Here is an 18,746-nt window from a genome sequence, read left to right as displayed (position 1 = left end):
ATAAGTATAATTTTAAAGTTTGGTAAACATGGACTGGATAAAAAGAATCGACTGGCCTGCATGGATCGGTACACTGGCATTAATCATCTGCTTTCGTGAGGGAGCAGTTTGGTTAATGACACAATTCAATCATCCTGAATTAGGCAATCTCGTCGGTTTAATTGCTTTATTAATGACATTACTGGTTTGGAGAAATGTGCATAAATTACCAGCCCGTTTAGTCGATACCAACAATAAAATTATGAAAGAAAGTGCTTTTGCCTTTTTACCCATTAGTGCAGGTTCACTGATTATGTTGGTGCAAATGGGCAAAGAAATTCCTCTTTTTCTCATCGTCATGTTCATCAGTACCCTTATTCCATTATGGGTGTATGCAAAAATGGCCAAACGCTGGTTATAGGGAAATCATATGTTCGCAGTACTTTCTGGTTTTATCATCACGCTGATGGCTTATCTGATTGCTAAACCTATCAATAAAAAACTTCCACAAGTTCCGGTCATCGTGATTGGTATGTTCTTCATTATTGGGCTGTTGTTTGTCTTTGGTATGCCTTATGAATCATATATGAACCAAGTTAATCCGCTTTTTAATCATTTACTCGGTTACGTCACTGTTGCCTTAGCCATTCCGCTGGCAGCCATGCGTTATGACGACTTACCCCTCAAAGCAATTGTTGGTATTTTGGTCTTTGCCAGTATCAGTGCCGTGGCATTGCCCATGGGACTTGCTTATTTATTACATATGTCAGATGCAAGCATTATGGCATTTTCAACACGTGCTGTGACCACGCCGATTGCAATTAATATCGCTACGCTACTGCATGCCCCACTCAGCTTAGTCATTCTGATTGTAATTTTATCTGGTGTGATTGGTGCTGCATTTTCCCCATTTATCTTGCGTCATATTCATGATGAAAGAGCATCTGGCTTGGCATTAGGCTTAGCTGCACATGCCATTGGTACAGCCCAAGCATGGCAAAGAGGTAGCATTGCTGGACGCTATGCGGCTTTTGGTATGGCAGTAAATGCCGTATTTACGGCCATCTGGTTGCCAACATTTATACTCTATTTACAAAAAATGTGACTCAAAAATCACAATAACAAACAAATGATTGTTTAGTATAAAAAATAAATCTAGAATGAAAATGAGTCACAAAATTATCAAAAAGGAATTTGTTAATGGAAAGTGTTAAAATTTTAACAGCAGTGGTTTTTTCTTCGCTTAGTAGTCTTGCCTTTGCACAAGACATCACGGGGACATGGAAAAATATTGATGATAAAACAGGTTCATCAAAAGCGATTCTTGAGATTCGCCAAGAAGCAAATGGCACATTTACCGCAAAAGTTATCAAAATAACGCCTCGTCCAGGCTATACACCTAAAGAAACCTGTATCAACTGTCCAGCACCGTATACCAATAAACCTATTCTGGGGATGGATGTGTTAACTGGGTTAAAATACGTTGAAGGACTAAATTTTAGTGGCGGTAAAATTATCGACCCACTTTCTGGCAATATTTACAGCATGAAAGCAAAATTGAGTCCCAATGGCAAACGTCTAAATTTACGTGGTTATGTCGGTATTTCGGCCTTAGGACGTAGTCAAACGTGGATCAAAAATGATTAATGTCTCATCCTGACAAAAAGTCACACTATGTGGCTTTTTTATTCACCGTTATTTAAATCATTCACATTATTATTGTTTTTTATGACGCAATATATTGACTAATTCCCAGACAATCATAAGATGTGCTTATTGGATAAAAAAATTACTCTCCATAAGCAAAGGAATTGATATGAAAAAGAATATTTTGCTTGTTACTTTTGCCAGTTTATTTTTCAGTGGAAATGTATTGGCACAAGATCTATCAGGAACATGGCAACAAATTGATGATAAAACAGGTTCACCAAAAGCCATTATTGAAATTCATAGAAGTTCAAATAATACCTTTACAGGAAAAGTTGTTAAAATTACCCCTCGCCTAGGCTATACCCCTCGGGAAAAATGCGTCAATTGTCCTTCGCCTTATACAGATCAGCCAATTTTGGGTTTAGAAATCTTTAAAAATTTAAAATTTGAAGGAGAAAACCTGTACGCTGGCGGTCAAATTCTTGATCCTCTTTCTGGTAAGATTTACAATCTGAAAGGAAAACAATCAACTAATGGTAAACGCCTGCTGTTAAGGGGCTATATCGGCATTTCTGCTATTGGCCGCACACAAACTTGGATTCGCCAAGAATAGGCTTTTGCGCCAATTAAAGTTTAAAGTGGCGATGGAATCGCATAGGAATATTTATGAAGCTAAATTTGAAATTAGGACTTCTGCTGCTTGGTGCTGCAATAAGTGGATCTGCACTGGCGCAGGATTTAAGCGGTACGTGGCAACAAATTGATGATAAAACCGGCTCTCCCAAAGCAGTGATTCAAATCAGTAAAGAAAGCAACGGCACCTATACGGGCCAAATTGTGAAAATCACGCCTCGTCCGGGTTATACACCAAGAGAAATATGTAATAAATGCCCAGCGCCATATACCAACAAACCTATTTTAGGCATGGAGCTTCTTAAGGGTTTGAAGCACGTGGAAGGCACCAACAGCTATGAACATGGCCGCGTGATTGATCCACTTGCGGGCAAACTCTATGATGCAAAAATGAAATTGAGTGCATCAGGCAAACGCTTAACCCTCAGAGCCTATATGGGTGTTTCAGCATTAGGACGCAATCAAACTTGGATTCGTCTAGACTAAGCTGCACTAGAAAAAAGCCGCAATTTTGCGGCTTTTTTTATTTTAGAACTGGACAGACTAGACAAGATAATGTCACTTAGATCCGCTTTTAAAATAAAGCTAAAAATTAAAGTATTGAATTATCAACTTTAAAAATTTCTTTGTCTTCTAAGCGATAAGCAACCAGTTGATTGCCCCACACACAACCACCGTCGACATTTTGAATCTGAGAATTAATAGTTTTACCCTGTAATGCCGCCCAATGACCAAAAATAATCTGATGCGTTTTGGCAGCTTCCGACTCAAACTCAAACCAAGGCTGGAAACCAGCAGGCATTGGATCGTCAAGTGAATCTTTAAAACTGAATTCCATTTTCCCTTCCGCATTGGTTAAACGCATACGGGTTAAATAGTTGGTAATACAGCGTAAACGCGCATTACCTTCAAGATCATGTGACCACAAATCCGGTTGTTTACCGTACATCTCGGCTAAGAAAGTATCCACCAAGTCAAAATTTTCATGACTAATCATGGCTTCAACTTCTTTAGCGAAAGCAAATGTTTGCTCTGCCGACCAAATACATGGAATACCGGCATGCGTCAAAATAGTGTGCTCAGTCGGAAAAAGACATAACGGCTGTTTACGTAGCCAATCAATCAAATCATCACTGTCAATTGCATCAATCACATCACGCGTATTGTCTTTATCTTTGAGCTCTTTTACGCCACGTGCACAGGCTAAAAGGGTTAAGTCATGATTGCCCAATACCGTTGCAGCAACACCACGATCAACCAATTTTTTCACAAAACGCAGTACACCAATTGAATTTTCACCACGGGCAACCAAATCGCCTGCAAACCAAATAAAATCCTGATCGGGATCAAACTTAATTTCTTTGAGTAAGGCTTTCAAGGCTTCAAAACAGCCCTGAACATCACCAATCACATAGTTGTGTCTAATATCGGAGCGAGCCACGTTTAAGCCACCATTTGATCTGACAAAGCAACAAATTGAGCCATCGTTAAAGTTTCTGGACGTGCCATCGGGTCGATGCCTACATTTTCGAAAGCTTCTTCTACTAACATCCCTTTCAAACTATTACGCAAAGTTTTACGACGCTGCGTAAAGACGTGCGAAACCAAACGGGCCAAAGCTTTTTCATTTTTAGCGATCACGGGTTTCACCGCATAAGGCTCTAAACGGAACACAGCAGAAGTCACTTTCGGTGGTGGATTAAAAGACCCCGGTGGTACTTCGAATAAAAATGTCGGTTTGCAATAATACTGAATCATGACTGATAAACGGCCATATTCTTTGGTATTTGGAGCAGCGGTAATACGATCAACCACTTCTTTTTGCAACATGAAATGCATGTCTTTAATTTTATCGCCAAATTCCAAGAGATGAAAAAGTAGTGGCGTTGAAATGTTATAAGGCAAGTTCCCGACGACACGTAATGGGCGAGCTTCTTGAAACAACGCGGTATAGTCATATTTCAAAGCATCAGCTTCAACAATAGTCAAACGCTCAGGATGTGGCACACGACCCGGTAAACCCGCTGCCAAGTCACGATCCAGCTCAATGACCGTTAAAGCATCACACTCACCAATCAAAGGCGAAGTTAATGCTGCAAGACCGGGACCAATTTCAACAATATTTTCACCAGCACGCGGATTGACCGATCGCACAATTTTGGCAATCACACGTTGATCATGTAAAAAGTTTTGACCAAATCGTTTTCGAGCCTGATGCCCTTCTTCTTTTGGGTTTAGGGCATTAATCTGATACATAAAAACAGTTCCAACGTGAAGGTTATTCACCAAAAAATCAGTGACGGGCTAAATCAAGGGCTAAATCGACAGCAACGTGCAAACTTGAACTTTTTGCCAGTCCAGTACCTGCAAGGGAGAGTGCTGTACCATGATCTACAGAAGTACGAATAAACGGTAAGCCTAAAGTAATATTAATGGCTTCACCAAATCCTTGAGATTTTAACACAGGTAAGCCTTGATCGTGATACATCGCCAAAACTGCATCTGCATCTTTTAAATTTTCAGGGGTAAATAAGGTATCGGCAGGAAGGCTTAAACTCATATCAATGCCTTGTGCACGATAGCTTTCAAGCACTGGATTAATCACTTCAATCTCTTCACGGCCTAAATAACCGTCTTCACCTGCATGAGGATTTAAGCCACAGACCAAAATATGCGGCTGATCTATCTTAAATTTAGTTTTTAAATCATAAATTAAAATATCAATCACTTGATGCAGACGCTCTGCGGTAATGGCATCTGGCACATCCCGTAATGCAAGATGCGTGGTTGCCAATGCAACCCTTAAAGTCTTGGTTGCCAGCATCATGACCACACGTTCAACACCCGCAAACTCTTGGTAATATTCGGTGTGCCCACTGAAATGAATGCCTGCATCATTGATAATTGATTTCTGTACGGGTGCCGTTGCAACGCCTACACTTTTACCCTGCATGGCATAATCGGCTGAACGACGTAATTGTTCGAGTACATAAGCTGAATTTTGAGCATTTAATTTCCCTAAAACAACCTCTGTATTTAATCCAACATGCTCCACATAAAGTTGCCCCTGTGCAGATGTATTAGATTGTCCTTGATACTCAATCAATTCTATCTGCTGATTTAAAATTTCAGCCCGCTGCTTCAGCATATGAATATCTGCCAAAACCACAATTGGACGCTCATCAATTCGATCTGCCAAACTTAGGCAAATATCAGGACCGATACCAGCAGGCTCACCGCTGGTGACATATAGAGGAAGCATGGCTGACCTATGCAGACTTATTTCAGTGCCGCTATTTTACTGAATCTAGAAAATAAATGCCGTTGCTTTTTATGTTTTTAGCTAGGACGATGGTGGAACCATAGCAGCAGATAAATAAGCAATAAATAATGCAATATAAATGAAAATAGCCATAACAGAGGCAATGCTGCATGCTTTAAGAAGCCAATCAAGCATGAGAGGAAAAGAGCGATACAGGAGATATACAAGACTTAAAGTCATCATCAGAAAGAGACTGTAAGCAATCGGCGCTCATAAAATAAAATGTACAATCAGCTAAAGTAAAATAGGCAATAAAGCCAAACCCCACATAATAGCAACCATTACAGCCAATAAGACAAAGATAATCCATACCCCTGCATTAGCTTGAATGATAAGAGAATACAAAGGGATACATAATGCCGGCAAAATATGCGCAAATAAAATTAGCCCAATAAATTGAACTTTAGTACGCTAAGCTGTCGTTTTTATTTTTAGTTTCAGCATTTTTATTTCAAATCAAATCATTGATATTCATTAAAATAAACAAATAGCACAATATCTTAAAAGTCACTAGTCAAATATTGAGCAATAGCCTATAATACAGCGCTTGAAATTCTATATTTTCATTGTGATTCACCTGTCTTTCAGGTAGAATTCGGTCTCCTTTTGTTTGGACAGATTCCATAGTCCAAACCAACTATAATAGGTAGTGGTTTAATGAAAACTCTCAGCGCTAAGCCTGCTGAAGTTCAACATGACTGGTATGTTGTTGATGCTTCTGGCAAAACTTTAGGTCGCCTTGCGACTGAAATCGCTCGTCGTTTACGCGGTAAGCATAAAACTTCTTATACTCCGCACGTTGACACTGGCGATTACATCGTTGTTATCAATGCTGAAGAAATTACTGTAACAGGTAAAAAAGCTCAGGATAAGAAATACTATCGCCATACTGGTTTCCCTGGTGGTATCCGTGAGACTAACTTCGAGAAGTTAATTGCTCACAAACCTGAAACAGTTTTAGAAAAAGCTGTAAAAGGTATGTTACCAAAAGGTCCTCTTGGTTATGCAATGATCAAAAAAATGAAAGTGTACGCTGGTTCTGAGCATCCTCATACTGCTCAACAGCCACAAGTTTTGGACATCTAAGGGATAACAGCACATGGCTACTAATTATGGTACAGGTCGCCGTAAGACCGCAACTGCACGTGTTTTCCTATCAGCTGGTACTGGTAAACTCGTAATCAACAACCGTACACTTGAGCAATATTTCGGTCGTGAAACTGCTCGTATGGTTGTTCGTCAGCCTTTAGAACTTCTTGAAGTTACTGAAAAGTTTGACCTTTACATCACTGTTGCTGGTGGTGGTATTGGTGGTCAAGCTGGCGCTATCCGTCACGGTATTACTCGTGCGTTGATCGCTTCTGACGAAACTTTAAAACCTGCTCTTCGTCAAGCTGGTTTCGTTACTCGTGATGCTCGTGAAGTTGAACGTAAGAAACTTGGTTTACGTAAAGCACGTAAACGTCCTCAGTTCTCTAAACGTTAATTCGTTTACCGAATCGGACAAAAAGCCTTGGTTTATCCAAGGCTTTTTTATGTCTTAATTTTTTCACCAACACCCTAAAAAAATTTATATTTTAAATTTTCATATTCAACACATTACCTCAAAAGCAATACAGCAATTACAGCCCTATCCTAAAAAGCCCATGCCCAATAAAATTAAGACAACAGCATAAATTATTGCTTCACGATATCTGATTAAAATTTCTCTCATTTGTTCTCGTGATTTTCATGCTGAATTTTAGTATTCTATTCTATTCACTTTGCTTTGTTTGGGATTATGTCCGTCGAAACCGCACCTCTTCAAGGAATTACACTGTATAGCCATGCAGATGACTTTCGTTCACATTGGATTCGTTATGTCCTTGCCGAGAAGCAAATTAAATATCACCTTATTATGGTGGATGAAGACGACGAAGATCTGGCTAGCTTAAACCCATATAATCAATTGCCGATGCTGATTGAAAACGAACTTAAATTATTTAATACAGGAATTATTTCTGAATATTTAGATGATCGTTACCGTCAAAACAAACTGTATGCCGACGCACCAATGCCACGTTCCGAACAGCGCCAATACATTTGGCGCTTCGAACAAGACTGGCTAAAACTTGCAGATATTATGTTGCGTCATCCTGATAGCTTGAATGAAAAAGAAAAAGCCCAAGCACAAAAGCAACTGCGCGATATACTAATTTCCTTAACCCCTCTATTTCAGCATTTCCCCTATTTCATGTCGGAAAATTTTACCATTCTAGATTGTATGTTAGCCCCCATCTTTCTACGGTTAAATTCAATGGGAATTGAACTTCCGAAACAACATTGCCGACCGATTTTATTATATTGCCAACGTATATTTAGCCGTCCTGCTTTTACCAAGTCGATGACCATGCAGGAAAAAAATAAATATCGTGATGTTTTAGTTAATTAATAGAGTATTTTTCAATGTCTGAACCAGAATTAAACCTCACTCCTACACGCCCTTATCTTGCTCGTGCAATTTACGAATGGATTTGTGACAATAACCTCACCCCTCATTTATTGGTCGATGCCACCCAACCAAATACAATGGTTCCAGAACAATTTATTCAAGATGGACAAATTGTTCTAAATCTAGCACCTCATGCCGTACACAAATTAAATATGAGCAATAACACAATCACGTTCTCTGCTCGCTTTGGTGGCGTTTCGCGTGATATTTACATCCCTTTAAATGCGGTAATCGGGATTTATGCACGTGAAAATGGTCAAGGCTTATTCTTTGATCCAAATGAATATGAAGATATCCAAATCTCTGAAGATACTTTAAAATCAACCACACAGGCAGAAGAAACTAAACCACCTAAGAAAAAACCGAGCCTACGGTTATTAGACTAAAATAATATGGAGTAAGTTGATGGCTTTTGATTTAGTACAATATTTTGCTGAGCAGATTTATACTCAGAAGCCTCAGCTTCTCGAACAATACAGCAAAGAAGAACGAAAAGAGTATTTATTAGAAATTAATGCATTGGTATTAGGTAAGTTAATTACACTCTGGCGTACTGATGACAAAAAAGTTTATCAAGAAATAGCCTCACCGGATGAACTTTTTATTCAAGAGGTGGCACGTCATCTCACCACGTCTTCAAACAATCGATCCCTATTAGCTAAAAATGAATTAGAGCAAACCGTTACTGAGATCTTAAAATTACAACTGGCTGAGCTTAAACAACTCAACGATATTGGCAATCTCAAAATTAACGGATTACATGAACTACTTTTAGGACAAATCGAACACCTTTCAGGTCAAGCCACAGACTGGGTTTGGTTAACAAATGGCCTGTCAGAACTAAAAGGCTCTAAACCGATCGTGCAAGAAGAGATATCATTAGACTCAACAATGAAGGAGTTTAATCAAATGGTCAATCAACCACAAATTCATGCAAATGAAGATCTACACAATAGCTCAGAGACTTTAGCCGTGCCTGTTCCAATGTGGGCAAAAATTTTTGAACCTATAGTCGCGCTCATTATTCTTTGGGTTTTATATTGTGCAGCAACTCAAATCTTTGTTTAATCAAGAAAAAAGATAACCTATCTTTGGGTTATCTTTTTAAAAACTTAGATTCTCAAACGAAGTGCAACAAAGATTAATTTAGGTAGGAAGTGAGATGAGATAGCATTTTGCTTCCAGACCGACCAAAGTCAAAGTTGCACAATGAACTACACTCATCTCACTCAAGAAGAAAGATATCAGATTTACGCTTTATTACGTGAAGGTTTTTCTAAGCGTCATATTGCACTCAGATTGGAGCGTGCCCCATCTACGATTTGTAGAGAAATCAAACGTAATCGAAACAGAAATGCTTACTTTGCTCAACCTGCTAAACATGCTCATAAGCTGGCAAAAACACGTCATAGCTCAAATCATAAAACTGTTGATCCTGCTGTATGGAAACAGGTCAAAAGTTATCTTGCTCTGCAATGGAGTCCTGAACAGATTGCTTCATATATTGCTGTCAGTATGCATTCAATTTACCGTTATATTCTTCAAGATAAAATGAAGGGAGGTCACCTATATCAGCATTTACGTTTTAGGAATCAGCGCAAGAGGAAGTATGGACATCCAGAAACCCGTGGGAAACTGAACAATCGAAGAAGTATTCACGAAAGACCTCAAATCATTCATCAGCAATCTTTAGTGTCTATTGTGGACAGAAAAATAGGCTATCTATGGCTAAAAAAGTGCAGTACCCGTAAGAGTCAGGATGTTCGTGAAGCGACTGTTGATTTACTGCATCCGATAAAAGAAGAATTACAAACAATCACTGCGGATAATGGCAAAGAGTTTAGTCTTCATGAATAAATTGCTGATGAGTTGGGAATAGAATTCTACTTTGCTGATCCTTACAGTGCATGGCAGAGAGGGAAAAATGAAAATACGAATGGATTAATACGGCAATATATTAGAAAAGGGAGTAATTTAAATGATTATTCAGACGAATATATTGCTGAGATCACTTACCGATTGAATCACCGTCCAAGAAAAAGACTCGGATAAAAGTCCGAGTCAGGTATTATTGCAAGAACATGGTGTTGCACTTCAAATGCTAATCTAAGTAATTTAACATTCAAAATTACTCTCTTTAAATTCCCCACCATGTATCAATATGTAATTTTACGTTATATCATGTAATTTTATAATTTTTTCGCTGGTTTTTACATTTATTTACATTATCAAATAACTCCAAATATTACAGAAAAATAAAACAACGAACATGCACTTATTTAGAAAAAATGTGAGCTAATACACATTTAAATTGACTAAAATGATCAACTTTTTCGCTTCACTTTCAATAACTTTTAGTTAGAAAATTAATTGCATTGATAAAATTAAGCGCACTTCTATAATGAAATTAACTTGTTAACCAACAGTTCAAGCAAGCCAAAAACATATCAAATAATTCTTTATAACAATCAGAGAGAGAAAATAAATATGGCTAAAATATCACTTGATTCATTAACAAATATCGATGGCTTCCATGCGGCTGCATTAGTTGACGGTGAAAGTGGCTTAGCACTTGCAACACAAGGCGGAGGTGACATTGATCTAGAACTAGCTGCTGCTGGTAATACAGAAGTCGTTCGTTCTAAACGACGTGTGGCAAAAGCCTTAAATCTGAATGATGCAATTGAAGACATCTTGATTACTCTAGGTAAGCAATACCATATCATTCGTCCACTTGAAAAAAATGAGAATGTTTTTCTTTATCTTGTGCTAGACCGTTCTAAAGCAAATTTAGCCATGGCACGTCATGAATTAAAAGGCTATGAGAAAGGACTAAGTTTCTCTTAAATCTGATAAAAGCCTTGTATATTTAGATCTACAAGGCTTTTTAGTTCTTAAATTCCCCTAAACCCAATACAACAGGGTGAGCATATGAATAAGCAAAATTTAAATATTGCGATTGCTGGATTAAGTCTCAATCATTCTGAAGAATTAAAAATTCAGCTACGCAACTTAATCCCGCAAAACTATATGCTCCAATGGGTTACTGCTACAGATCCAAATATTGATTGTCTATGTATTAATGAAAGCTTTTACAAAACAGAAAACATACAGCGAATTATCAATAAAAACTGCTTTCCGTGGTTAAAAACATCCACGCCATCATCAACCCAAATACAGCTTGAAAATAACATCTTATTTTTACCTGTGACTGAACAAGAAAATTTATTTGAATGGATCAATCGCGCTTTGATTAGTGCTCCCCATAAAGAAAATGTAGCTGATGAACTTCTGATTACGGATGAGACCGAGACTTTAGATAAAAAGTTTTTCCTTAATTTATATGATATCCAACATAACTCAAAATTACATTTACAAGATGATGCTGGAACATTAGCGGTCATACACCCTGCGCAGAATACGGCTTGGCTAAGTACGCAAAGGACAATCAAGAGCACAAACCAGAGTTTTCATTATAATTTAGCGAATACAACGGATCTAACCAAGGTTTCTCGCAAAGAGAAGTTTATATTGCAGGATTGGCTATGGAATCTATTCTGGAACTCACCTGAAATTATTGACAATTTAGCGCCTGAAGATGGTCATTATAAAATTCACACATGGCCAAAACCATCGGATCAATCTAATCAGAAAATTATTTTCCAACTATCCGCCTGCTTTATACAAGGTGGAAAAATTTCAAAAATAGCAGAACAACTTAATTTGTCTCAAAATACAGTACGGCACTTTATTGCAACCAATATTGCAGCAAATAATATTGAGAAAATAAATATCTGGGACAAGCATTACGCCCCACCATCACAGGAAATCAAACAAAAAGAACAAAGTACGATACAAAGCTTTTTCAGTAAATTACGCAGAAAATTTGGCTTTTAAGGAATAAGTTATGATTCTACAACAATACAAAATAGTTTTTGCAGGCTCAATGGGAGCTGGTAAAACGGAAGCCATTCGCTCACTCTCAGATGTGCCTGTTTTACTTACTGAAGCTTTTAATACCGATCAACAAAGCCACAATAAAATGGAAACCACGGTCGGTATAGATTATGGTGAAGTAACCCTTGAGGATGGTATTAAAATCGGTTTATATGGTACTCCAGGGCAAAGCCGTTTTGATTTTATTTGGTCTGTCATATGTAAAGGCGCCATTGGTGCCATTATTTTAATCGACCATACGGTTGAAAATCCGATTGAAGAACTCGAAAACTACCTCGATACATTCCAAAATCATACTGACAATATTGCAATTGGTATTACCCATACAGATGTAGACAATACAAAATCAACTTTAATTTACAAAGATTGGCTGATTAGTCAGGATCTATATTCACCACTATTTTTTATCGATGCTCGAAAAAAAGAAGATGTACTCCTTCTACTTGAAGCATTAATCACTTCTGTAGAAGTTAATCATCAAATAACTGCATAAAGGAGCTATTATGTTCGCACTTAAAAATAACAGAGCAGCATCACCAGAGCTAATTCAATTTGCTAAATATCAAATTCAAGAGATTATACATAGTGTTAGAGGTGTGAACTTTATTATGCTCTGCTCAACAGATGGTTTTGAGCTTGCAACTATTCATAAAAAAGACAATTATAATAATGGCAAATTAGCTGCGGTTAGTAGCTCAATTCTTGCTATGGTTTCTGCTTTTATGCAGGAAATTCACTTAAATGGTTGCCAATCAATCACTCTAGATGCTGAAAATGGTAAAGCTATCTTAACTTCTGTTCCTTCTGTAAACCATCCCATGATTATTATTGCTTTAGCAGAGAAAGATATCCTTTTAGGACAATTACTATATATGCTTAAAAATGCAAGTAACTCAATACAGCAAGAAGCTTCATAATATCGAATTTTAATATCCGCTCAAAGGCTCATTTTAAGGCCTATATTTTTATTTAATTTTCCCCCCGCATAAAAAAACACCCCAACTTTTTAGGTTGGGGTGTTTTTAGTAATAATGAGCTGGCGATGACTTACTCTCACATGGGTAACCCCACACTACCATCAGCGCGAAGAGGTTTCACTTCTGAGTTCGGGAAGGGATCAGGTGGTTCACTCTTGCTATTGTCGCCAGCACAACTGTTTATGGACTTTTTCGGGTCTTATTTACGCTGTTTATTTCGTATGCCTTACTTTGTACCAAATGAGTTATTAACAGATTATGCTAAATTTGAGTTGGTATTGTAACTAGCTTTTAAACTAAATCAAGTATTTTGTATCGAATTAGATGAGCAATACAACTGTTTGGGTGTTGTATAGTCAAGCCTCACGAGCAATTAGTATTGGTCAGCTTCATGCATCACTGCACTTCCACATCCAACCTATCAACGTCGTAGTCTTCAACGGCTCTTTAGAGGACATAAAGTCCTTGGGAAATCTTATCTTGAGGTAGGCTTCCCGCTTAGATGCTTTCAGCGGTTATCCCTTCCGAACATAGCTACCCGGCGATGCGACTGGCGTCACAACCGGTACACCAGAGGTTCGTCCACTCTGGTCCTCTCGTACTAGGAGCAGATCCTCTCAAATTTCCAACGCCCACGGTAGATAGGGACCGAACTGTCTCACGACGTTCTAAACCCAGCTCGCGTACCTCTTTAAATGGCGAACAGCCATACCCTTGGGACCTGCTTCAGCCCCAGGATGAGATGAGCCGACATCGAGGTGCCAAACACCGCCGTCGATATGAACTCTTGGGCGGTATCAGCCTGTTATCCCCAGAGTACCTTTTATCCGTTGAGCGATGGCCCTTCCATACAGAACCACCGGATCACTAAGACCTACTTTCGTACCTGCTCGACTTGTGGGTCTCGCAGTTAAGCGCGCTTTTGCCTTTATACTCTACGCGTGATTTCCGACCACGCTGAGCGCACCTTCGTACTCCTCCGTTACTCTTTAGGAGGAGACCGCCCCAGTCAAACTACCCACCAGACATGGTCCTCGCTCCAGATAATGGAGCAGAGTTAGAACCTCAATATTACCAGGGTGGTATTTCAAGATTGGCTCCACTCGAACTAGCGTCCGAGTTTCAAAGCCTCCCACCTATCCTACACAAGTAAGATCAAAGTTCAATGTCAAGCTGCAGTAAAGGTTCACGGGGTCTTTCCGTCTAGCCGCGGGTACACCGCATCTTCACGGCGAATTCGATTTCACTGAGTCTCTGCTGGAGACAGCGCCCCCATCATTATGCCATTCGTGCAGGTCGGAACTTACCCGACAAGGAATTTCGCTACCTTAGGACCGTTATAGTTACGGCCGCCGTTTACTGGGGCTTCGATCAAGAGCTTCGCTTACGCTAACCCCATCAATTAACCTTCCAGCACCGGGCAGGCATCACACCCTATACGTCCACTTTCGTGTTTGCAGAGTGCTATGTTTTTAATAAACAGTTGCAGGGGCCTGGTTTCTGTGGCTGCCAACCGCTCAGGGAGTAAATCCCATCACCGTCGGCAGCGTACCTTCTCCCGAAGTTACGGTACCATTTTGCCTAGTTCCTTCAGCAGAGTTCTCTCAAGCGCTTTGGTCTACTCGACCTGACCACCTGTGTCGGTTTCGGGTACGATTCCTGTGTAACTGAAGCTTAGAGACTTTTCCTGGAAGCATGGTATCAGCCACTTCACTGTACAAGTACAGCTTGCTATCAGTTCTCAGCATAGAGTACCCCGGATTTGCCTAAGATACATGCCTACAACCTTTCACCTGGACAACCAACGCCAGGCTGACTTAACCTTCTCCGTCCTCTCATCGCATTACACAGAAGTATTGGAATATTAACCAATTTCCCATCGACTACGCCTCTCGGCCTCGCCTTAGGGGTCGACTCACCCAGCCCCGATTAACGTTGGACTGGAACCCTTGGTCTTTCAGCGTGCGAGTTTTTCACTCGCATTGTCGTTACTCACGTCAGCATTCGCACTTCTGATACCTCCAGCAGACTTCTCAATCCACCTTCATCGGCTTACAGAACGCTCCCCTACCACTTGCAATAAATTGCAAATCCGCAGCTTCGGCATATAGTTTTAGCCCCGTTACATCTTCCGCGCAGGCCGACTCGACTAGTGAGCTATTACGCTTTCTTTAAAGGGTGGCTGCTTCTAAGCCAACCTCCTAGCTGTCTATGCCTTCCCACATCGTTTCCCACTTAACTATAATTTTGGGGCCTTAGCTGGCGGTCTGGATTGTTTTCCTCTTGACTACGGACGTTAGCACCCGCAGTCTGTCTCCCGGATAGTACTCATTGGTATTCGGAGTTTGCATCGGTTTGGTAAGTCGGGATGACCCCCTAGCCGAAACAGTGCTCTACCCCCAATGGTATTCGTCCGAGGCGCTACCTAAATAGCTTTCGGGGAGAACCAGCTATCACCAAGTTTGATTAGCCTTTCACCCCTATCCACAAGTCATCCCCTGGCTTTTCAACGACAGTGGGTTCGGTCCTCCAGTTAGTGTTACCCAACCTTCAACCTGCTCATGGATAGATCACCTGGTTTCGGGTCTATACCCAGCAACTAATTCGCCCTATTAAGACTCGATTTCTCTACGGCTCCCCTATTCGGTTAACCTCGCTACTGAATATAAGTCGCTGACCCATTATACAAAAGGTACGCAGTCACCGGACGCAATGCCGGCTCCCACTGCTTGTATGCATGCGGTTTCAGGATCTATTTCACTCCCCTCACAGGGGTTCTTTTCGCCTTTCCCTCACGGTACTGGTTCACTATCGGTCAGTCAGGAGTATTTAGCCTTGGAGGATGGTCCCCCCATATTCAGACAAGGTTTCACGTGCCTCGCCCTACTCGACATCATTATCTAAGCCCTTTCGTGTACAGGACTATCACCCACTATGGTTGCACTTCCCAGAGCATTCCACTAGAACTTAGATAACTTAATGGGCTTTTCCCCGTTCGCTCGCCGCTACTAAGGGAATCTCAATTGATTTCTTTTCCTAAGGGTACTGAGATGTTTCACTTCCCCTCGTTCGCTTCGCATGACTATGTATTCATCATGCGATACCTACCTTATGGTAAGTGGGTTTCCCCATTCAGAAATCTCCGGATCACAGGATATTTGCCGCCTCCCCGGAGCTTTTCGCAGGCTATTACGTCTTTCATCGCCTCTGACTGCCAAGGCATCCACCACATGCACTTAATTACTTGACTATACAACCCCAAACAGTCGTTTCAACACTACAAGTTAATGTTGATGACCTTGCTTCGAGTTTTGTGGATTTAACCACAGTACAGCTTCAATCTAGTTCGTTTTCCAAAACGCTTGATTCAGTTAATCGCTAGTGCTCAGTTCTTTATTTTCATTTCTTCGTAACACTTGCGTGATACAAATTAATGTCAATTCAGTTCTGAGTTTAAACAATTTATTTCAACTCAAATTTATAATCTGTTAATGATTAACTACGTCTTCGTCAGATCGTAGGTAACTGTGATAAATCACAGAATTTAATAAACTAAAAACTTAATTAAGTTTTTATATTCACTAAATTCTGTAATCACCTAGCTTTATATATGGTGGAGACTAACGGAGTCGAACCGTTGACCTCCTGCGTGCAAAGCAGGCGCTCTACCAACTAAGCTAAGTCCCCAGCTTATCATTAGATTCGATATATCTTCTTCTCTGTCTCTCAATGAATTTCTTCATCTTCGTTCGTTAGATTGGTGGGTCTGACAAGATTTGAACTTGTGACCCCACGCTTATCAAGCGTGTGCTCTAACCAACTGAGCTACAGACCCTCAGATACATCTTCATGAAGAACAACTTGTTGTGGATTCTTACCGATCGTCAATCTTTCGTTAAGGAGGTGATCCAGCCGCAGGTTCCCCTACGGCTACCTTGTTACGACTTCACCCCAGTCATCGGCCACACCGTGGTAAGCGTCCTCCTTACGGTTAGACTACCTACTTCTGGTGCAACAAACTCCCATGGTGTGACGGGCGGTGTGTACAAGGCCCGGGAACGTATTCACCGCGGCATTCTGATCCGCGATTACTAGCGATTCCGACTTCATGGAGTCGAGTTGCAGACTCCAATCCGGACTACGATCGGCTTTTTGAGATTAGCATCCTATCGCTAGGTAGCAACCCTTTGTACCGACCATTGTAGCACGTGTGTAGCCCTGGTCGTAAGGGCCATGATGACTTGACGTCGTCCCCGCCTTCCTCCAGTTTGTCACTGGCAGTATCCTTAAAGTTCCCGGCTTAACCCGCTGGCAAATAAGGAAAAGGGTTGCGCTCGTTGCGGGACTTAACCCAACATCTCACGACACGAGCTGACGACAGCCATGCAGCACCTGTATGTAAGCTCCCGAAGGCACCAATCCATCTCTGGAAAGTTCTTACTATGTCAAGACCAGGTAAGGTTCTTCGCGTTGCATCGAATTAAACCACATGCTCCACCGCTTGTGCGGGCCCCCGTCAATTCATTTGAGTTTTAGTCTTGCGACCGTACTCCCCAGGCGGTCTACTTATCGCGTTAGCTGCGCCACTAAAGCCTCAAAGGCCCCAACGGCTAGTAGACATCGTTTACGGCATGGACTACCAGGGTATCTAATCCTGTTTGCTCCCCATGCTTTCGTACCTCAGTGTCAGTATTAGGCCAGATGGCTGCCTTCGCCATCGGTATTCCTCCAGATCTCTACGCATTTCACCGCTACACCTGGAATTCTACCATCCTCTCCCATACTCTAGTCTCCCAGTATCGAATGCAATTCCTAAGTTAAGCTCAGGGATTTCACATCCGACTTAAAAGACCACCTACGCACGCTTTACGCCCAGTAAATCCGATTAACGCTTGCACCCTCTGTATTACCGCGGCTGCTGGCACAGAGTTAGCCGGTGCTTATTCTGCGAGTAACGTCCAAGCATCTAGAGTATTAGTCTAGAGCTCCTCCTCCTCGCTTAAAGTGCTTTACAACCAAAAGGCCTTCTTCACACACGCGGCATGGCTGGATCAGGGTTCCCCCCATTGTCCAATATTCCCCACTGCTGCCTCCCGTAGGAGTCTGGGCCGTGTCTCAGTCCCAGTGTGGCGGATCATCCTCTCAGACCCGCTACAGATCGTCGCCTTGGTAGGCCTTTACCCCACCAACTAGCTAATCCGACTTAGGCTCATCTATTAGCGCAAGGTCCGAAGATCCCCTGCTTTCCCCCGTAGGGCGTATGCGGTATTAGCATTCCTTTCGAAATGTTGTCCCCCACTAATAGGCAGATTCCTAAGCATTACTCACCCGTCCGCCGCTAAGATAAGGTGCAAGCACCTCATCTCCGCTCGACTTGCATGTGTTAAGCCTGCCGCCAGCGTTCAATCTGAGCCATGATCAAACTCTTCAGTTTAAAATCAGTAGTAGCTTAAAGGCTACCAATCTTGGCTCATCAATTTTCTGACAAATATTTCTCAAATAAACTTCGAGTAATTTCTACCATCAATCAATGAAAATAATTTCGATCAATCAACCAGTAAAAATCCACACAAGTTGTTCTTCATAATCTCTTAATGATCTTCTTAATACTTCGTCAGTAATTAAGTAGCTCAACTCAATAAACTTAACATCTCAGCACTTCATGCTTCGCTTGTTTCCGTCTATCTCGTCGGGATGCTGCGTATTCTATACAGTTTCTTATCCTGCGCAACCCCTA

General features: G+C 40.9%; 19 protein-coding genes, 2 tRNA genes and 3 rRNA genes. 16 read left to right on the top strand and 8 right to left on the bottom strand.

Annotated features, from left to right (window positions below):
* The first annotated feature begins 28 nt into the window (after window positions 1-28).
* From F994_RS00135 to F994_RS00115, 5 genes are all read left to right on the top strand, one after another.
* Entirely contained in the window at window positions 29-400 is a 372-nt protein-coding gene (locus tag F994_RS00135; RefSeq protein WP_034696396.1) for a hypothetical protein, read from the top strand.
* Between the two features lie 9 nt (window positions 401-409).
* A complete protein-coding gene (locus F994_RS00130; protein WP_004647937.1) occupies window positions 410-1,084 on the top strand; it encodes an LrgB family protein in 675 nt (224 codons plus the stop codon).
* Between the two features lie 95 nt (window positions 1,085-1,179).
* Window positions 1,180-1,626, top strand: coding sequence for a DUF2147 domain-containing protein (locus F994_RS00125; protein WP_004647935.1), 447 nt, complete (start codon window positions 1,180-1,182; stop codon window positions 1,624-1,626).
* Window positions 1,627-1,795: 169 nt separating this feature from the next.
* Entirely contained in the window at window positions 1,796-2,242 is a 447-nt protein-coding gene (locus F994_RS00120) for a DUF2147 domain-containing protein (protein ID WP_004647934.1), read from the top strand.
* Window positions 2,243-2,295: 53 nt separating this feature from the next.
* The gene (locus F994_RS00115; protein WP_004647933.1) at window positions 2,296-2,748 is read left to right on the top strand and encodes a DUF2147 domain-containing protein; all 453 of its coding nucleotides are present in this window, start codon (window positions 2,296-2,298) and stop codon (window positions 2,746-2,748) included.
* 106 nt (window positions 2,749-2,854) lie between these two features.
* Here the strand turns inward: F994_RS00115 and F994_RS00110 are convergent, their stop codons facing one another.
* From F994_RS00110 to pdxA, 3 genes are read right to left on the bottom strand one after another with little or no spacing between them, the layout of a single operon-like run.
* Window positions 2,855-3,688, bottom strand: a complete 834-nt coding sequence (locus F994_RS00110) for a symmetrical bis(5'-nucleosyl)-tetraphosphatase (protein ID WP_034696574.1) — start codon at window positions 3,686-3,688, stop codon at window positions 2,855-2,857.
* 17 nt (window positions 3,689-3,705) lie between these two features.
* On the bottom strand, window positions 3,706-4,518 hold the full coding sequence (rsmA, locus tag F994_RS00105; RefSeq protein ID WP_004647930.1) for a 16S rRNA (adenine(1518)-N(6)/adenine(1519)-N(6))-dimethyltransferase RsmA: 813 nt from the start codon (window positions 4,516-4,518) through the stop codon (window positions 3,706-3,708).
* Window positions 4,519-4,555: 37 nt separating this feature from the next.
* Window positions 4,556-5,524 carry a 4-hydroxythreonine-4-phosphate dehydrogenase PdxA gene (gene pdxA, locus F994_RS00100; RefSeq protein ID WP_004647929.1) on the bottom strand — a complete coding sequence of 323 codons (969 nt, stop codon included), beginning with the start codon at window positions 5,522-5,524 and terminating at the stop codon, window positions 4,556-4,558.
* Between the two features lie 717 nt (window positions 5,525-6,241).
* Between pdxA and rplM the strand changes: the two genes are divergently transcribed.
* From rplM to F994_RS00050, 11 genes are all read left to right on the top strand, one after another.
* Window positions 6,242-6,670, top strand: coding sequence for a 50S ribosomal protein L13 (rplM, locus tag F994_RS00095; RefSeq protein WP_004647928.1), 429 nt, complete (start codon window positions 6,242-6,244; stop codon window positions 6,668-6,670).
* Window positions 6,671-6,683: 13 nt separating this feature from the next.
* The gene (gene rpsI, locus F994_RS00090; protein WP_004647927.1) at window positions 6,684-7,070 is read left to right on the top strand and encodes a 30S ribosomal protein S9; all 387 of its coding nucleotides are present in this window, start codon (window positions 6,684-6,686) and stop codon (window positions 7,068-7,070) included.
* A 294-nt stretch (window positions 7,071-7,364) separates the two neighbouring features.
* Window positions 7,365-8,015 (top strand): glutathione S-transferase N-terminal domain-containing protein, encoded by a 651-nt coding sequence (locus F994_RS00085; protein ID WP_004647926.1) that lies wholly within the window; start codon window positions 7,365-7,367, stop codon window positions 8,013-8,015.
* A 14-nt stretch (window positions 8,016-8,029) separates the two neighbouring features.
* Window positions 8,030-8,461 carry a ClpXP protease specificity-enhancing factor gene (locus F994_RS00080; RefSeq protein ID WP_004647925.1) on the top strand — a complete coding sequence of 144 codons (432 nt, stop codon included), beginning with the start codon at window positions 8,030-8,032 and terminating at the stop codon, window positions 8,459-8,461.
* A gap of 19 nt (window positions 8,462-8,480) precedes the next feature.
* Window positions 8,481-9,143 (top strand): hypothetical protein, encoded by a 663-nt coding sequence (locus F994_RS00075; RefSeq protein WP_004647924.1) that lies wholly within the window; start codon window positions 8,481-8,483, stop codon window positions 9,141-9,143.
* A 141-nt stretch (window positions 9,144-9,284) separates the two neighbouring features.
* The gene (locus F994_RS00070; RefSeq protein WP_004647923.1) at window positions 9,285-9,932 is read left to right on the top strand and encodes an IS30 family transposase; all 648 of its coding nucleotides are present in this window, start codon (window positions 9,285-9,287) and stop codon (window positions 9,930-9,932) included.
* Window positions 9,933-9,944: 12 nt separating this feature from the next.
* Window positions 9,945-10,127 (top strand): IS30 family transposase, encoded by a 183-nt coding sequence (locus F994_RS18005; protein WP_167555787.1) that lies wholly within the window; start codon window positions 9,945-9,947, stop codon window positions 10,125-10,127.
* Window positions 10,128-10,562: 435 nt separating this feature from the next.
* A complete protein-coding gene (locus F994_RS00065) occupies window positions 10,563-10,922 on the top strand; it encodes a roadblock/LC7 domain-containing protein (protein WP_004647922.1) in 360 nt (119 codons plus the stop codon).
* A gap of 84 nt (window positions 10,923-11,006) precedes the next feature.
* Window positions 11,007-11,972, top strand: coding sequence for a hypothetical protein (locus tag F994_RS00060; protein ID WP_004647921.1), 966 nt, complete (start codon window positions 11,007-11,009; stop codon window positions 11,970-11,972).
* A gap of 10 nt (window positions 11,973-11,982) precedes the next feature.
* Window positions 11,983-12,525 carry a GTP-binding protein gene (locus F994_RS00055; RefSeq protein WP_004647920.1) on the top strand — a complete coding sequence of 181 codons (543 nt, stop codon included), beginning with the start codon at window positions 11,983-11,985 and terminating at the stop codon, window positions 12,523-12,525.
* 10 nt (window positions 12,526-12,535) lie between these two features.
* Complete coding sequence (locus F994_RS00050; RefSeq protein WP_004647919.1) at window positions 12,536-12,949, top strand: roadblock/LC7 domain-containing protein; 414 nt, start codon at window positions 12,536-12,538, stop codon at window positions 12,947-12,949.
* A gap of 117 nt (window positions 12,950-13,066) precedes the next feature.
* On the opposite strand, the gene rrf is transcribed toward F994_RS00050, so the two are convergent.
* The 5 genes from rrf to F994_RS00025 all read right to left on the bottom strand — a co-directional run bounded on the left by rrf (window position 13,067) and on the right by F994_RS00025 (window position 18,443).
* Window positions 13,067-13,181: ribosomal RNA gene (rrf, locus tag F994_RS00045) — 5S ribosomal RNA — on the bottom strand.
* Between the two features lie 180 nt (window positions 13,182-13,361).
* Window positions 13,362-16,259: ribosomal RNA gene (locus F994_RS00040) — 23S ribosomal RNA — on the bottom strand.
* A gap of 361 nt (window positions 16,260-16,620) precedes the next feature.
* Window positions 16,621-16,696: transfer RNA gene (locus F994_RS00035), tRNA-Ala, on the bottom strand.
* 71 nt (window positions 16,697-16,767) lie between these two features.
* Window positions 16,768-16,844 (bottom strand) — tRNA-Ile (locus F994_RS00030).
* A gap of 61 nt (window positions 16,845-16,905) precedes the next feature.
* Window positions 16,906-18,443: ribosomal RNA gene (locus F994_RS00025) — 16S ribosomal RNA — on the bottom strand.
* Together the 16S, 23S and 5S rRNA genes with 2 tRNA genes alongside form the textbook arrangement of a ribosomal RNA operon.
* Window positions 18,444-18,746: the final 303 nt, after the last annotated feature.

The organism is Acinetobacter bohemicus ANC 3994 (genome assembly GCF_000367925.1).
GTDB classification, from domain to species: Bacteria; Pseudomonadota; Gammaproteobacteria; order Pseudomonadales; family Moraxellaceae; genus Acinetobacter; species Acinetobacter bohemicus.
The sequence above is the reverse complement of the archived record's forward strand: the minus strand, read 5'-3'. Positions and strand labels throughout refer to the sequence as shown.

What these genes read in the sequence shown, in the direction of transcription:
- F994_RS00135 (WP_034696396.1), top strand. Translation starts at nt 29, where the DNA reads ATGGACTGGATAAAAAGAATCGACTGGCCTGCATGGATCGGTACACTG.
- F994_RS00130 (WP_004647937.1), top strand. Translation starts at nt 410, where the DNA reads ATGTTCGCAGTACTTTCTGGTTTTATCATCACGCTGATGGCTTATCTG.
- F994_RS00125 (WP_004647935.1), top strand. Translation starts at nt 1,180, where the DNA reads ATGGAAAGTGTTAAAATTTTAACAGCAGTGGTTTTTTCTTCGCTTAGT.
- F994_RS00120 (WP_004647934.1), top strand. Translation starts at nt 1,796, where the DNA reads ATGAAAAAGAATATTTTGCTTGTTACTTTTGCCAGTTTATTTTTCAGT.
- F994_RS00115 (WP_004647933.1), top strand. Translation starts at nt 2,296, where the DNA reads ATGAAGCTAAATTTGAAATTAGGACTTCTGCTGCTTGGTGCTGCAATA.
- rsmA (WP_004647930.1), bottom strand. Translation starts at nt 4,518, where the DNA reads ATGTATCAGATTAATGCCCTAAACCCAAAAGAAGAAGGGCATCAGGCT.
- pdxA (WP_004647929.1), bottom strand. Translation starts at nt 5,524, where the DNA reads ATGCTTCCTCTATATGTCACCAGCGGTGAGCCTGCTGGTATCGGTCCT.
- rplM (WP_004647928.1), top strand. Translation starts at nt 6,242, where the DNA reads ATGAAAACTCTCAGCGCTAAGCCTGCTGAAGTTCAACATGACTGGTAT.
- rpsI (WP_004647927.1), top strand. Translation starts at nt 6,684, where the DNA reads ATGGCTACTAATTATGGTACAGGTCGCCGTAAGACCGCAACTGCACGT.
- F994_RS00085 (WP_004647926.1), top strand. Translation starts at nt 7,365, where the DNA reads ATGTCCGTCGAAACCGCACCTCTTCAAGGAATTACACTGTATAGCCAT.
- F994_RS00080 (WP_004647925.1), top strand. Translation starts at nt 8,030, where the DNA reads ATGTCTGAACCAGAATTAAACCTCACTCCTACACGCCCTTATCTTGCT.
- F994_RS00075 (WP_004647924.1), top strand. Translation starts at nt 8,481, where the DNA reads ATGGCTTTTGATTTAGTACAATATTTTGCTGAGCAGATTTATACTCAG.
- F994_RS00070 (WP_004647923.1), top strand. Translation starts at nt 9,285, where the DNA reads ATGAACTACACTCATCTCACTCAAGAAGAAAGATATCAGATTTACGCT.
- F994_RS00065 (WP_004647922.1), top strand. Translation starts at nt 10,563, where the DNA reads ATGGCTAAAATATCACTTGATTCATTAACAAATATCGATGGCTTCCAT.
- F994_RS00060 (WP_004647921.1), top strand. Translation starts at nt 11,007, where the DNA reads ATGAATAAGCAAAATTTAAATATTGCGATTGCTGGATTAAGTCTCAAT.
- F994_RS00055 (WP_004647920.1), top strand. Translation starts at nt 11,983, where the DNA reads ATGATTCTACAACAATACAAAATAGTTTTTGCAGGCTCAATGGGAGCT.
- F994_RS00050 (WP_004647919.1), top strand. Translation starts at nt 12,536, where the DNA reads ATGTTCGCACTTAAAAATAACAGAGCAGCATCACCAGAGCTAATTCAA.